This window comes from Pedobacter miscanthi (assembly GCF_003315595.1).
GTDB lineage: Bacteria > Bacteroidota > Bacteroidia > Sphingobacteriales > Sphingobacteriaceae > Pedobacter > Pedobacter miscanthi.
This window is the reverse complement of record NZ_QNQU01000015.1, coordinates 55,916-69,919: the sequence shown is the minus strand read 5'-3', so window position 1 is coordinate 69,919 and position 14,004 is coordinate 55,916. Positions and strand designations below refer to the sequence as shown.

The following is a 14,004-nucleotide window of genomic DNA, read 5'->3' as shown; positions in this document are numbered from 1 at the left end:
CAATCAACCCCGATCCACTAATTGTTAATTGTATTTATTGATAACGATATAGATGAAAGCTATATTGTTTTGATGAAATATAGCGGGGTTCTATTTTGCTCTTTGTCGTCATTTCGAGCGGAGTGCAACGCAGTCGAGAAATCTGTTGCGGAGACTTTTATGTCTACCATCAAGAAGCTCCATAAAAAACTCATCATTGCGAGGCACGAAGCAATCCTAAAGCACGCGCTAGTAGCGATCGCTGTAAGATTGCTTCGTCGTTCCTCCTCGCAATGACGAGCTGTGTGAAAAAACTACTTCTTCAACGTACTCTCATACAATTTAAATATCCTTTTATACTCATCCGTCCAGCTGCTTGGCTCAACAAAACCATGGTCTTCTACCGGATAAACCGCAAGTTCCCAGTTGTTTTTACCCAACTCGATAAAACGCTGAGTAATGCGCACAATATCCTGAAAGTGTACGTTTACATCAACCATTCCGTGCGCCATTAAGAGGTTTCCCTTTAATTTATCCGCAAAGTAAATTGGCGAGCTTCTTTTGTAGGCAATTGGGTCGTTATAAGGTTCGTTTAAAATATTGGAGGTATAACCATGGTTGTAATGCGCCCAATCGGTAACCGAGCGTAAGGCTGCCCCACTTGCAAAAACATCCGATTCGTTAAACATCGCCATCAGTGTAATAAACCCGCCATAAGAGCCGCCGTATAAACCAACATGTTTTGGATTAACACCATATTTCTCAACCAAAAACTTAACGCCATCGGCCTGATCGGTTAAGTCTTTTCCACCCATGTGGCGGTAAATGCCCGTACGGTGATCGCGACCATAACCAGAACTTCCGGTATAATCGATATCGATTACTGTATAACCATTATCAGCCAACAGATTATTAAACATAAACTCGCGGAAATAGGTGCTCCAGCCAAAATGTACGTTTTGTAAATAGCCTGCACCATGTACAAATACTACAGCAGGATGGTTAGGATGCGGATTATCCGATTTATAAACCCTTGCATATACATCGGCCCCGTAGCGGTTTTTAAAGGTAACCATATCGGGTTGACGCCATTTGTAAGAATTAAATTCTGCAGAGGTTGATTGCGTAACCTGTACGGCTTTTGCACCAGCTTTATTGGCCTGAAGATATAATTCGCCGGGTTTATCCATATAAGAATAATTGATGGCAATAGACTTCTCGTCAGGCGAGAGCGTAATGTCGCTTAAACCTTTCATGGTGGTAATTTGTGAAAGATCGCCGCCATTTACACTTATTTTAAAAAGATTGGTTATTCCCGGATGCTCTTTATTTGCTTTGATATAGAACGTATTTCTGTCTTTCGATAACTGTACAGTTTGTACTTCCCATTTACCCGAAGTAAGCTGTTTTTTGTCGCCCGTGTTTACATTTGCCACATAAAGGTGCGAATAGCCTGTAGCTTCGCTTTGGTAATAAAAGCGGTTATTGTCTACCCAGCCAGTGCTGCCCTGGTAAAAACCGCTGATACCAGGACCGCCGATCCAGGCTTCATCCCGCTGACGGTCGACCAGTGAAAATTTTCCTGTCAAAGCATCCAGTTTCAAAATCCAACGATCTTTATTGTCTGTAGAAGTAGCTACAACAATGGCTGCACTTGCGTTGTCATTCCAGATGGGGCCAAAGAAATTTACAGGCCTGTCGGCGTTTTTCTTTTTTAAGGTATCCAGGTCTTTTGGGTAATCTTTCAGGTAATCAGGAAGATCTTTTATGCCAGGAATGGTAGAGGTTTGGATAGCGTAAATCGTATCCCGTTGTGTATCGTAAATAAAACCCTGCGACGTATTTTCATTTTCACCAACTTTTGTACGGCCAGGAATATCTTCGGTATAACCTGATGCGGTAACGTAGTTCGGCACAATGGTATTGTGATTATTTTGGGCCGGGGTAGTTAATTTATAGGTAACGAAACGCCCGTTAGGACTAATAATTACCCCATTTAAAAACTTATCTTCTGTATAAAGTTCTTTTAACGTTTTTGTGTCTGCAGAGGTATTACCAAAGCGACCTCTTCCGCCACGCGAACCGTTTTTAGCTTCAGCATTTCGCTTTTTTATAATGTCGAAAAGTTCCGTTTGCTCTGCTTTTAGCCATTTGTCTTGTTCGGTAAGAGTTTTGGCTTCTGTTCGTCCTGCTTTTTTACCTTTAACAAAATTGGTAAGTTGTTTGGTTTCTGCCGATTTAAGATCAACTTCAAAAAGATTATCACCCAACTGGTAAACCACATTTCCATTGGTTAAAAAAACCGGACTGTTTTCTCTTTCCAGTGTGTTGGTTAATCGTGTCTCTTTATTTGTTTTAAAATTCTGCAGATAGATGTCGCCACTTTTTTCTACCAAGCCCAGGCTGCGGCCCGCATTATAGGTATAGTTTAAGCTCAATAGTTTTTCGTCTTCTTTTTCTGCTGCTTTAACAGGTTTGGAGGTGCTTGCTGAAACTTTGAATAACTCTTCTTTGGATTTATTTTCAGGATTCCAGTTAAAATAAAGGGTTTTGCTATCTGCCGTCCAGCGGAAATTTGTGGGCGCAATACCCATCCATTTCGGGTCACGCATAATTTTTTCGACGGTTAAGGGAGCCAATTGCTGGGCAAAAGCATATTCTCCCGTGCAAAGCAAAAGGAAAAGTAAATATTTCTTCATGAATTTTAGGTTTGCATGCAATTTAAGGAAAGCACAAACCAATTTTAGAAGGAAATGGAAATGTTACAACCTGAGCCATATAAATTAACCACAGATAATCCTTTACGTTAAGATTAAAATCTGTGTTTATCTGTGCAAATCTATGGCAAAAAACTAACGGATCGTCTTTCTGGTTTTATCCATTTCTGCCATATAAATTAACCACAGATAGAAATGATGAACACAGATAATCCTTTGCGTTAAGGTTAAAATCAGTGTTTATCTATGAAAATCTATGGCAAAAAAACTAGCGGATAACTCTCCCAGTTTTATCTACGTTCACGTCATCGAAAGGTTTAAGGTATTCGTTGATGATCACAGAAAACTCTCGTCTTGTAAGCACTTTTTTGAGGTCGTATTTGGAGCTGAACCTATAATTTTTGTTCCATTTTTTCTGGAGTTCTGCTTTTGTGGCCTCCACTGATTTATTGCCCACATAACACACCAGTGAAATGGCATTTTCTAAGTTAATGGGGATATTCTGGTGATCATCGAACCAGATCTGTGCTTTATAATAATACTCTTTGATAGGTTCTTTGATTTCGCTATAAGTAACCTCTTTTTCAGGGTTTAAATAAGCTTTGTTCTGTTTAAGTTCTGCCTTGATAATTCCTGTTATACCAACTTTTTGGGTGGCGAGCCAATTGGAATCGGTAAGTTTTACATCTTCAAAGGGCATTAACGGATGTTTGTAAGCCATTAACTCGCCCTGAATCCTTTTTAAATTCGATAAACTGGTTTTAGTGCCAAAAAATGCGGCATAAGCTGCGGTTGCGCCGGCGGCAGTTCCGATTTCGAACTGATCGGCAGGAATATACAACAGGTTTTCCTGGTTGGGGATCAACAGGCTATATAATGATAAAAAATTTGCACCCGTAGAAGCAATACTGGCCACCGTGGTGCGGTATGTGTTTTCGCTATAGTTTAATGGGCTTAAAGATGCCAGATTTAAAGATGTGATTTTGAGTGCGGACTCCAGTTTCTCCGGATTATCTGCCAGCACCAGGATTTTGGCTTTTATGCTTTTATCTTTGGTTAGTTTCACTTCCCAGCCACTTCCTGATCGTTTGATTTCGGTGTATGGTGTGTTATTGATGACGTTTAAAAGCAGCGTGCTATCTACCACGATTACTTTTGGCCGGTTTTTTTTATCAGGTTTGGGTTTCGGGGTTTCTAAGCTTTTTGCATTTTCGGTTTCGCGCTTTAAAAAGTCCTGATAAAAAACCTTGTTGGTTGGGGCTATTTTATTTAAATCCAGTTGTGCTTTTTGGGTAAGCAGGATGGTTTTTACACCCGATTTAAAGGATTGAAAAGATGCGCTATAGGCTGCATTGCCGCTGCCGATTACCAGCACATCTGTTTTTAAGGTTTGGGCATGGATAACGAGGGGAATTATGAATGCGAAAACAAAAAACAATCTTTTCATCTTTGATTATAAAATTTGCTGCAATATGCTTTAAATGAATGAAATTTTAATGAAAAGCATGCATTTTAACTAAATTTAACCTGTAATTTCAGGAAAATCGATGGTATGGTAAAACAAAATATTAGGTAATTATGGAACAACAGATCAAACCGGTTTTCGATTTACAGCAAAAACATAAATTCGATTTACGTAAAACGGATGCTAAAACACGTATTGGCAAATTAAAATTACTGAAACAGGCTTTAGAAAATTTAGAAGAGGCAATATTTGCCGCTTTGGAAAAAGACCTGCGTAAAAATCCATTCGAAACCGCGGTAACTGAACTCTATTTTACCTACGCTGAGATAGATCATGCCATCAAAAAACTGAAAGGATGGATGAAACCTAAACCGGTGGGCGGAACATTGAGTAATCCGTTTTCAAGCAATAAAATATATTACGAACCCAAAGGCGTTTGTTTGATCATTGCACCATGGAATTACCCCTTACAGTTGATGATGAGTCCGCTGGTTTCCGCAATAGCTGCCGGCAATTGTGCTATCCTCAAACCCTCAGAATTGAGCGAAGCAACCGCCGGCCTAATCCGTAAATTAATTGCAGAAACCTTTGAGCCAAAAGAAATTGCCTGTTTCGAAGGCGACGCAGGTGTTTCTACCGAGCTGCTGAAGCTCCCGTTTGATCATATCTTTTTTACAGGAAGCACCGCGATCGGCAAAATAGTAATGGAGGCGGCGGCGAAAAATCTCACCTCGGTTACTTTAGAGCTTGGAGGGAAATCGCCGGCAATTGTAGATGGAACCTGCCACATAAAAAAAGCCGCAGAAAAAATCGCCTGGGGCAAATTGGTTAATGCCGGACAAACCTGTATCGCACCGGATTATGTACTGATAGAAGAAAACCGGTTAAATGATTTTGTAGAATACTATAAAGCTGCGGTACAGAAATTGTTTTTTGAAGGTGCTGAAATTAATAAAAACGACTATGCTAAAATTATTAACGAAAAACAGTTTAAACGCATTAATAAATTAAAGGAAGATGCGATTAATGATGGAGCGGTGTTAACTTTTGGTGGCGGAGCTGACGAACAAAGTTTAACCATCGTGCCAACACTTTTAACTTCGGTAAAAGAAAACAGTGCCATTATGCAGGAAGAAATATTCGGACCGGTTTTGCCTGTAATCACCTATAAAAATCTTAAGGAGGCTATTGATTTAGTAAATGGCAAAAATAAGCCGCTGGCACTCTACATTTTCTCTAATAGTAAACAGAACCAGCGTAAAATTATAAATGAAACCAGCGCAGGCGGAACCTGTATAAATGATGTGCTTGTGCATATCAGTAACCCGAATTTACCTTTTGGCGGTGTAAATAGTAGTGGAATGGGAAGTTGCCATGGTATTTTTGGCTTTAAAACCTTTTCGCACGAAAGAGCGGTTGTTCAATCAAAATTGGGGATGACCAAAATGATTTACCCTCCTTATGGCAAAAAAATTGGTTTATTAAAGTGGTTGAAAAAGTTGATGTAACGGGTTGTTTTAATGTTTTATGTTGAAAGGTTGCAATGTTGATGCTTAACCTTCAAACATTGCAACTTTCCAACCTTTAAACTATTTATATTTTAGAAACAGAAAATTCTGCTTAAAAACATTATTTTGGTTTCATGGATATAGAACAGCTTAAATACCCTATAGGTAAATTTATAATGCCGGAGGTTTTCGATCAAAAACAGGTTGATATCTGGATTTCTGAAATTGAAGCTTTGCCAGGCCAGCTTAAAAAGGCTACCGAAAATTTAACTGATGAGGAGTTAAACCAGGTATATCGCCCTGAAGGGTGGACATTGAGACAGGTGGTTCACCATGTGCCTGATAGTCATGTAAATGCTTATATCCGTTTCAAACAGGCAATTACCGAAGATGTGCCGGTAATTAGGCCGTACTATGAAGAGCGCTGGGCAGAAACCGGAGAAGCCAAAGATGGCGATATCAAGCTATCAATTGATTTATTAACCGCTTTACATCAACGCTGGGTTACTTTTCTGAAAACGTTGAAAATTGAAGATTACCAAAGGAAATATATCCATCCGGCGCATAATCAGGAACTCACTTTAGCCAATATGCTGGGCATGTACGCCTGGCACGGCAAACACCATTTGGCACATATTACCAATACCATAACGAAATGAAAAGAATTTATTTATTTGTCGTGATCTTATCGCTTGTTGGTTTTTATAACGATGTTAAAGCGCAGAAAAACCCATCAAAAACTTTCCAATTCGTATTAGGTTCTTGGGAAATGCAAATGCCCAAAGGTAAAATTGTAGAGCAATGGAGCGAGGGCGCCGATAAAATACTAAATGGCAAGAGCTACCGTATTAATGCAAAAGGCGATAGTGTACTTACCGAAACTTTGCAGATCAGAACAATAGGAAAAGATATTTTCTATTGCTCAACTGTCGCTAATCAGAATGAGGGTAAAGAGGTTTGTTTTAAACTTATCTCCATAAAGGACCAGATTTATATTTTCGAAAATAAGAATCACGATTTTCCGCAGAGAATCGTTTATCAAAACCTGGGTAAAACAGAAATGCTCGCCTGGATTGAAGGCGAGCTGAATGGCAAAAGCCGAAAATCGGAGTTTAGGTATAAGCGGCAGTAGCTTTAAACGCTTGATTTTTTTTATTTTAGTGTCGTCACCCTGAATTTATTTCAGGGTCTATCTCGCAGGAAAGATGCTGACCACGTAGTAGCTATTAGACCATTGAATAACAATAGAAATGGCTAGTAAAACAAGTTCAGCATGACGACCGCCTAGGAGAAGAGGCTAAAAATAGATTCTTGTAATAGGTTTCTAAATAGTTTCTCCGATGAGTTTTGACTAAAATCTAACCTACATCAAAATCAACATGGCCGCGCTCATGGCAATCATAATTGCATCTTCAACAATGGTTACGGTGCTCATGGGCAGATTAAAAACAGCACCCAAACAGGCACACTGAATTTTCTTTTTGTTTAAAACGCTTTCCAAAACGCCAAGGATACTTACCGTCATTACAATCAGGGTAACCCAATTTACTACAACAGGGGATAGGTTTAAGGCAAATGATAAACCAAGCCCAAGTTCGATAAAAGCATAAATATAACCCCATACGTTGAATTTTTTAGCTACGATATCGTACATGGCATAACTTTCGGCAAAAGCTTTTAAGTTCAGCATTTTAAAGAAAGAAAAGGTGAGGAAAAACCCAGACATAAAAATGCGCATGAACACCATGAAATTGATGGTGTTATCTTGCCAGGAAACCACTAACGAAATTGCGGTTACGTATCCGAAGATTAACAAAATGGGCTTATAGGTTTCTGCCCACGATTTTGCTTCTTCCATTGTTTCACTGTGGTGCGTGGCCGAAATCTGGTATTTACTATCGGCACCGCCCAAAGCTTGTTGCAGTGCATCCAGCCCAATATGTTTTTCCATGCTAATGGTAGCAGAATTGGTGTCTTTCGAAACTTCTACTGAAGTTACGTCTGGTAAAATGAGCAGGTTGTTTTTTACTTTATTTTCGCAACCACCGCAGGTCATGCCTGTGAGTTGATAGGTATGTGTCATGATGAAATTCTTTTAAGCAAATTTACCACTTTGAGGGGCCATAAGCGTTACAGAATAATCATAAAGTTTTATAGAATTTTAGTTTTACCCCACCAATACCGAAGTCATCGTTAGCGAACCACCAACGGCTTTATCATTAAAAAACGAAATGTCTTCCTTATCATTCTTTAATCCAAGGGTGTAAATGAGCGGTAAATAATGCTCTGGGGTAGGAATGGCCAACATCGCATCGGTACCAAGGTTACGGTAGTTAATCAAAGGTTGATGATCGCCATTGGCAATTAAATTTTTAAACTTATCATTCATTTCAAGTGCCCAATCGTAACCACCGCCATTAATCATTTCCCAGCTCAACATGCGGAGGTTATGCACCATATTGCCACTGCCAATAACCAGTATTCCTTTTTTACGTAGGGCATAAATTTCTTTGGCAATTTCGTAATGATGCTCTGGCGATTTGGTATAATCAATGCTCAATTGCAGCACCGGAATATTTGCATCGGGATACATGTGTCTTACAATTGTCCAGGTACCATGGTCTAAGCCCCAATCGTGGTCGAGGCCAACAGGTGTAGAATGGATTAAATCCGGTATTTCTGCAGCCAAAGCCGGGTCTCCGGGAGCAGGATATTGAACATCAAAAAGCGCTTTCGGAAAACCACCAAAATCGTGGATGGTGGTGGGGAAATCCATTGCAGTAACAAAAGTGCCATGGGTATACCAGTGTGCTGATACCACCAAAACGGCTTTTGGAACAGGGATATTCTTCGCCAGATCTGCCCAACTCTGACTAAACTCATTGTTTTCTATACCATTCATCGGAGAGCCATGACCAATAAAAAGTGTTGGCATTAAATCCGTTTGAGGCAAACGCTGAGTAAAGTTTCTGAATTGAGATAGTGCAGACATAATATGGTTTTTGTCATGCTGAGCCTGTCGAAGCACCTATATGCATTTCGACAAGCTCAATGTGACAGATTTAATTAAAAATTTTTACTAGATCATCAAAATGATAAATGATGACTGGGTTTTTTATTTTGCCTGAACAAACTCCAGGTTCAATTTAATGGCAACATCTTTTGCAACACCTGCTCCGGTTGGATCATACTTTATGTTATAATCTAAACGGTTAATGGTTGTTGTTGCGCCAAAACCAGCTTTGGTATTACCTTGCTGATCTTTAGCGGTACCACCATAAACAACTGCAAATTTTACATCTTTGGTTACGTCGCGAATGGTTAATTTACCACTTAATTCGTAATTGTTACCGCTTAATTTTTTGAAAGAAGTACTTTCGAATTTCATAGTAGGAAATTTCTCCGCGTTAAAGAAATCATCAGTTTTTAAATGACCATCTCTCATATCAACACCGGTAGTAATGCTGTTTACATCAACAGTAAAGGCGATTTTGGCATCAGTTAAATCTGGTTTAGCAGCTGTAACTGTTCCCTCGAATTTTTTGAATGAGCCATCAACAAAAGAAATGCCCATGTGTTTAACCGAAAAATTAACAAACGAGTGCATTGGATCAATTTTCCAGCTTGTTTGTGCAAATGATGCCACACTAATTGAGGTAGCGATCAGAAATAAGAATAATTTTTTCATACCTGGTGATTTTATTTAGGTACAAAGGTAGTTGAGTATCAGTCGATCGGTATTGACGTATGGTAAGAAATTGTGCGGAAAGGCTAATCGGTTAACTGTTTAAATTGGTTAATTGTTGGAATGCTAGATTGTTAAATTGCTGCATTGTTAATTGAAAACTGCCAACTGGTATATGCTTTTATGGTCAATAGCTGATGGTCTGATGGTTCATGGACAACTAGCGCTGAACATTTTGGCCATCAACCATGATTCACATAACCATCGGCTCTAAATCTCGCAAAGCCATCCTCCATCTTACCTCTTCCATTTTACATCCCATTAAACCTCATCCAGTGTTTTCCTGCTATCGGCCGAAGCGGCTTTATAAACTGAAGGTGTAATTCCGGTCACTTTTTTAAACTGTGCCGATAAATGTGCTACGCTGCTATAGTTAAGCTGAAAGGCAATTTCGCTTAGTGTTAGTTCACCATAGGTAAGCATTTCTTTTGCTTTTTCTATTTTTTGGGCAATAAAATATTTCTCGATGGTTTGGTTTTCCATTTCCGAAAAGATACTGCTTAAACTGGTATATTCCTGGTTTAGCTGATCACTTAAATATGCCGAGAGATTGACTTTTAATGGTTCTTTCGCATAGTGAACCAGATTGATGATCGCCGTTTTAATCTGTTCGGCCACCTGGGTTTTTTTATCTTCCAATAATTCAAAACCAAAATGTTTAAGGCGTTCCGATATCCTGATTTTATCTTCGGAAGTGATATTTTCGGCCAGGGTAACCTCGCCGAGTTCAACCAATAATGGTTTAAAGCCAAGCTTCTCGAGCTCGGCCTTAACCACCATTTTACAACGGTTGCATACCATGTTTTTGATATGCAGTTCCATTAGTTCGGTTTTATGGTTTCAGAAACATCACCGCAATCGAACATTATACTTCCATAATATGGATTTTCGATGTTTTCTTTTTCATTTAACCAGCTCGCCTTTGCCATTGGGCAATGCTGAACATAAACGGTTTGGCGGTTAAATTTTAAACCTTTCAGGGTTTTGATCATGGCATAAGAAATCCCTTCAAAGGCTTTTCTTTGTGTTTTAATGTCGTTCGAACCTGCAAGTTGAGCCGATTTACTTTTGATAATGGCCGCCTGCTCCATAAACACTTTATGCTGATCTGCCGGTAAATCCTTATGGTTAACTGCATTTACTTTAGCAGATAAAACTTTTACTTTTTCTATCGCCAGGTCTTTTTTATCGCTTGCCAAGGCATTTTTTACCTCGTAGTACGCCGTTAATACCTGATTTAAGGCTGCGTCTGTTTTGCTTTGTGCGTAAGTGAATGCTGTGGTTGCGATCGTAATGATGGCAACTAATCCTAATATTTTTTTCATGTGATGATATTCTATTTTAAAACGTTAAAAAAATTAAATTCTGCCCTGAGCAAATACATGTTTTTGGTATACCGGTTATCCATATTTCCCGCTGCCTGAAAGCGGTAACCAAAATCGATTCGGGTTGTACTATTTAAAACCATCTGTAGGGCAGGGGCTATATCCAGGTAAGATTGACCGCTGCCTGGGTCGGTTTTGCCCAGTAACTCTAAATATACATTAAAGTTGGGCTGTTTGTAATCCTTATAAACGACAGGTAAAACCAGATAACCCGACGATAAGCTGTACGATAGCATATTTTTTGGTTGAGGCATCCCTAAAAGTTGTCTATCGCTGTTTTCGAAAGCATGCGCATAACCTAAGGTTGATGATAGCGCCAGTTTATGAAGCAACTGGGTAAAAATCAATCCGCCCTGTAAGCCACTATTATCGCCTTCAAGGTTAATATCACGCGTATAAGTTGGACGCTTGCTGGTACTTATCCTACCAAAGGCTGATGCCCTGAAATGACTATGTGTATCATCAAGCGATAAAAAACGATACTTCGCATATAAACTTCCGCCCTCCAAACGGTATTTCCCGTCCATATCAGAAAGAAAACCCTGCGCATGCATCATCAGGTTCTTATTAAACCCGATCATCACCTCCGGAATGGTACGGCTTACATAACCCGGATAATTGAACATCCCTTCGTTAGTAATCCTGACACCGATTGATTTGGTGGGCATATTACTCGCAGGCTCCGTAAATACATATAGTTCCTGTGCCGAAACACGGGTACAGGCACCGATAATCACCAGTGCCAGTACGAATATCTGCTTCATACTAAGAAAGAACTAAATGATAAATGCGTGTTTTTTTACCGTTAACAATGCCTGTACCACTTGCATAAGCATCAGAATTGGCTGTGGCGGCCTGTTTTTTAAATGCAGAACCAGATATGAAATCTTTATCTACCACGCTGGCTTTTATCGTACCACTAAGGGTTTTACCTTTAACATTTACAAAACGGTATACATTGCCATTAACAACAGCCTGACCTTTATCATCAACCTTTACGTCGTTAAAATTGAAATTTGCAGTTAAACCTCCAACCGAAAAACCCGCATCCTGAACTTTTTTGCGTACCTGGTCGAGGTTGATGTTTGCATCTTTTTTAAAGGTTAAAACAAAAATGTTTTTGTTAAGATCAGGTTTTACGCTACTGATAAAATTTAAGGTTTCTAATGATTTTTGAGTAGCATTTGAACACATAGAACAGGTTAAACCGGTTACCTGTAGATCTGCAGTTGAAATTTGTTGTGCCGAAACTTTAACGGCGAAAAATAGCATGATGATGCTGAATATTTTGATTGCTTTCATGATTTTTTTGAAATTAGTATTTAAGAAAATGTCACATTGAGCTTGTCGAAATGCAAATAATAAAGCATAACGAAGCTGATGTTTAACTCCTAATTCCTAAAAATGCAATTGAAAATATGTAAAGCAACCCGAGAAGATAAAGGCGGAGCTTTGTTAGAAATTTTACTGAAAAACTCCGGAGTAATGTTGCTGAGAAATTCTAAAACTGGCGGATGAAGAAAAAGTTGGATAGAAAACAGTTTTGGCATCTGTAACTGTGCCTCTGCCTGGTGACTATCTTTTACCTTAACCGTTACCTGAGTATTTTTGCAGCAACCGTCATCTTTCTTTTCGGCAGGGATATCCTTACAGAATTTGCAGGAAACCTCATTGCTAAAAAGTTTAACGTTTTCGAGTTTGCCTCCACAGAAATGAAGACTTAAAGCCAAACCCATAACACTAACCGCATAGAATACAGCCAAAGAAAGTGCTATTTTTTGTTTTAACTTCATTAATACAAAGGTAAAGCAAAATTTATCTAATATTGCCTGCATTTATTTATTGAATTTCATTTTTTAGTTTATTTTAGCCTCAAACAGCAATTAAATGAAGAAATTATTATGGTTATTCTGCACTTTTTCGGTGCTTACGGCCTTTGCAGCCAAGCCTAAAAATCAATATGTTCGCATTAAAACTGAATATGGTGAATGCATTATTAAACTCTACAATCAAACACCATTGCACCGCGACAATTTTTTGAAACTGGTTAAAAAGGGTTATTACAACGATCTTCTATTCCATAGGGTGATTAAAGATTTTATGATCCAGGGCGGCGATCCGGATTCGAGAAATGCCAAACCGGATTCGTTGTTGGGTAACGGCGGGCCAAAATATACGATTCCGGCAGAGTTTAATGATAGTTTGTTCCATAAAAAAGGCGTTTTGGCTGCTGCACGCGAAGGTGATGATGTAAATCCTGCAAAAGCATCAAGCGGAAGCCAGTTTTATTTGGTTCAGGGCAAAGTATTTACTGATCAGCAATTAAACAGCGTTGAAGAAAAACGCCTGAAATTCAAAATTCCAGAATGGCAACGGGAAGTGTACAAAACAATAGGGGGCACTCCTCATTTAGACCGGAATTATACGGTTTATGGCGAAATTGTAGTGGGCCTGGATTTGGTTGATAAAATAGCCGTTTTAGCTACCGATAAAAATAACCGTCCAAAGCAGGATGTAAAAATGGAAGTTACTGTTTTGAAGAAAAGGGAAGCGAAAAAAATCGAAAAGCAGTTATTGGAGGAGGCTTCGAAAGAGAAGATGGCTATGTAAGGAGCGGTTCTTGTCTGTTATCAAAAAAGAATAGTAAGCGGATCTGATCATCTTCAATTTCGTAAAACACCGAAGTTTGATTCGTTATTTTTCCTTTTCTAAACTGATCTGAGATAGATGCCTCAAAAATTTCGGGTTGTACTTTAATTATAGAAAGGATTTTATTCGTTTGCTTTAAAAATTTCTTAGCCGATTGTTCACTGAATTTATCTAAAATAAAGGAAAAAATCGCATCAAATGTTTCTTTTGCTTCGTCTGTCCAAACTACCGTCAAACTCATAGATATTTGGCATATCGTTTCATTACTTCATCATGAGGAGTTAATTTGCCCTCTTTAGCCTGTTGCAATCCTCGTTTAATTCCCTCCTGAACATGTTTAGGAAGTTCTTCCAGGACAACCGGTTCGCTATGACTCAAAAGCATATCCAACTCTGACAAAAGATTCTCGTCATCTGTTTCGAAAACCTTTTTTGCGATTTCTATTTTTAATTCTTCGATGCTCATAAACAAATTTAACGAAAGCAATTCTCAATTACTAAGCATTTATTCAATTAATTTCTAAATTTACCGCCCACAACAATTGAAACTTACAAAT

16 protein-coding genes are annotated in these 14,004 nt (G+C 38.8%); 4 read left to right on the top strand and 12 right to left on the bottom strand.

Annotated features, from left to right (window positions below; genetic code table 11):
* Nucleotides 1–293 precede the first annotated feature (293 nt).
* Together DRW42_RS17460 and DRW42_RS17455 are read right to left on the bottom strand one after the other, a co-directional pair.
* A complete protein-coding gene (locus DRW42_RS17460; RefSeq protein ID WP_167437811.1) occupies nt 294–2,678 on the bottom strand; it encodes a S9 family peptidase in 2,385 nt (794 codons plus the stop codon).
* Between the two features lie 286 nt (nt 2,679–2,964).
* A complete protein-coding gene (locus tag DRW42_RS17455) occupies nt 2,965–4,143 on the bottom strand; it encodes a hypothetical protein (RefSeq protein WP_113950121.1) in 1,179 nt (392 codons plus the stop codon).
* 131 nt (nt 4,144–4,274) lie between these two features.
* Between DRW42_RS17455 and DRW42_RS17450 the strand changes: the two genes are divergently transcribed.
* From DRW42_RS17450 to DRW42_RS17440, 3 genes are all read left to right on the top strand, one after another.
* The gene (locus DRW42_RS17450; RefSeq protein WP_113950120.1) at nt 4,275–5,669 is read left to right on the top strand and encodes an aldehyde dehydrogenase family protein; all 1,395 of its coding nucleotides are present in this window, start codon (nt 4,275–4,277) and stop codon (nt 5,667–5,669) included.
* A 134-nt stretch (nt 5,670–5,803) separates the two neighbouring features.
* Nucleotides 5,804–6,328, top strand: coding sequence for a YfiT family bacillithiol transferase (locus tag DRW42_RS17445; RefSeq protein WP_113950119.1), 525 nt, complete (start codon nt 5,804–5,806; stop codon nt 6,326–6,328).
* Nucleotides 6,325–6,801 (top strand): DUF6265 family protein, encoded by a 477-nt coding sequence (locus DRW42_RS17440; protein ID WP_113950118.1) that lies wholly within the window; start codon nt 6,325–6,327, stop codon nt 6,799–6,801. Before DRW42_RS17445 ends, DRW42_RS17440 begins: the two co-directional genes overlap by 4 nt.
* 231 nt (nt 6,802–7,032) lie before the next feature.
* On the opposite strand, the gene DRW42_RS17435 is transcribed toward DRW42_RS17440, so the two are convergent.
* The 8 genes from DRW42_RS17435 to DRW42_RS17400 form a co-directional block, all read right to left on the bottom strand.
* Nucleotides 7,033–7,752 (bottom strand): heavy-metal-associated domain-containing protein, encoded by a 720-nt coding sequence (locus DRW42_RS17435; protein WP_113950117.1) that lies wholly within the window; start codon nt 7,750–7,752, stop codon nt 7,033–7,035.
* Between the two features lie 84 nt (nt 7,753–7,836).
* Nucleotides 7,837–8,661 (bottom strand): 4,5-DOPA-extradiol-dioxygenase, encoded by an 825-nt coding sequence (gene ygiD, locus DRW42_RS17430; protein WP_113950116.1) that lies wholly within the window; start codon nt 8,659–8,661, stop codon nt 7,837–7,839.
* A gap of 123 nt (nt 8,662–8,784) precedes the next feature.
* Entirely contained in the window at nt 8,785–9,357 is a 573-nt protein-coding gene (locus DRW42_RS17425; RefSeq protein ID WP_113950115.1) for a YceI family protein, read from the bottom strand.
* A 318-nt stretch (nt 9,358–9,675) separates the two neighbouring features.
* Nucleotides 9,676–10,236: a helix-turn-helix domain-containing protein gene (locus DRW42_RS17420; protein WP_113950114.1), complete on the bottom strand. Its 561-nt coding sequence runs from the start codon at nt 10,234–10,236 to the stop codon at nt 9,676–9,678.
* Nucleotides 10,236–10,739, bottom strand: a complete 504-nt coding sequence (locus tag DRW42_RS17415) for a DUF3347 domain-containing protein (RefSeq protein WP_113950113.1) — start codon at nt 10,737–10,739, stop codon at nt 10,236–10,238. The genes DRW42_RS17420 and DRW42_RS17415 overlap by 1 nt, the downstream gene beginning before the upstream one ends.
* Nucleotides 10,740–10,750: 11 nt before the next feature.
* The gene (locus DRW42_RS17410) at nt 10,751–11,563 is read right to left on the bottom strand and encodes a transporter family protein (RefSeq protein WP_113950112.1); all 813 of its coding nucleotides are present in this window, start codon (nt 11,561–11,563) and stop codon (nt 10,751–10,753) included.
* Nucleotide 11,564: 1 nt separating this feature from the next.
* The gene (locus DRW42_RS17405) at nt 11,565–12,101 is read right to left on the bottom strand and encodes a heavy-metal-associated domain-containing protein (RefSeq protein ID WP_113950111.1); all 537 of its coding nucleotides are present in this window, start codon (nt 12,099–12,101) and stop codon (nt 11,565–11,567) included.
* Nucleotides 12,102–12,190: 89 nt separating this feature from the next.
* Nucleotides 12,191–12,592, bottom strand: coding sequence for an HYC_CC_PP family protein (locus DRW42_RS17400; protein ID WP_113950110.1), 402 nt, complete (start codon nt 12,590–12,592; stop codon nt 12,191–12,193).
* Between the two features lie 94 nt (nt 12,593–12,686).
* Between DRW42_RS17400 and DRW42_RS17395 the strand changes: the two genes are divergently transcribed.
* Entirely contained in the window at nt 12,687–13,409 is a 723-nt protein-coding gene (locus tag DRW42_RS17395) for a peptidylprolyl isomerase (protein WP_113950109.1), read from the top strand.
* Here the strand turns inward: DRW42_RS17395 and DRW42_RS17390 are convergent.
* Nucleotides 13,402–13,689, bottom strand: coding sequence for a type II toxin-antitoxin system RelE/ParE family toxin (locus DRW42_RS17390; RefSeq protein ID WP_113950108.1), 288 nt, complete (start codon nt 13,687–13,689; stop codon nt 13,402–13,404). The genes DRW42_RS17395 and DRW42_RS17390 overlap by 8 nt on opposite strands.
* Complete coding sequence (locus DRW42_RS17385; RefSeq protein WP_113950107.1) at nt 13,686–13,913, bottom strand: hypothetical protein; 228 nt, start codon at nt 13,911–13,913, stop codon at nt 13,686–13,688. The genes DRW42_RS17390 and DRW42_RS17385 overlap by 4 nt, the downstream gene beginning before the upstream one ends.
* Nucleotides 13,914–14,004: the final 91 nt, after the last annotated feature.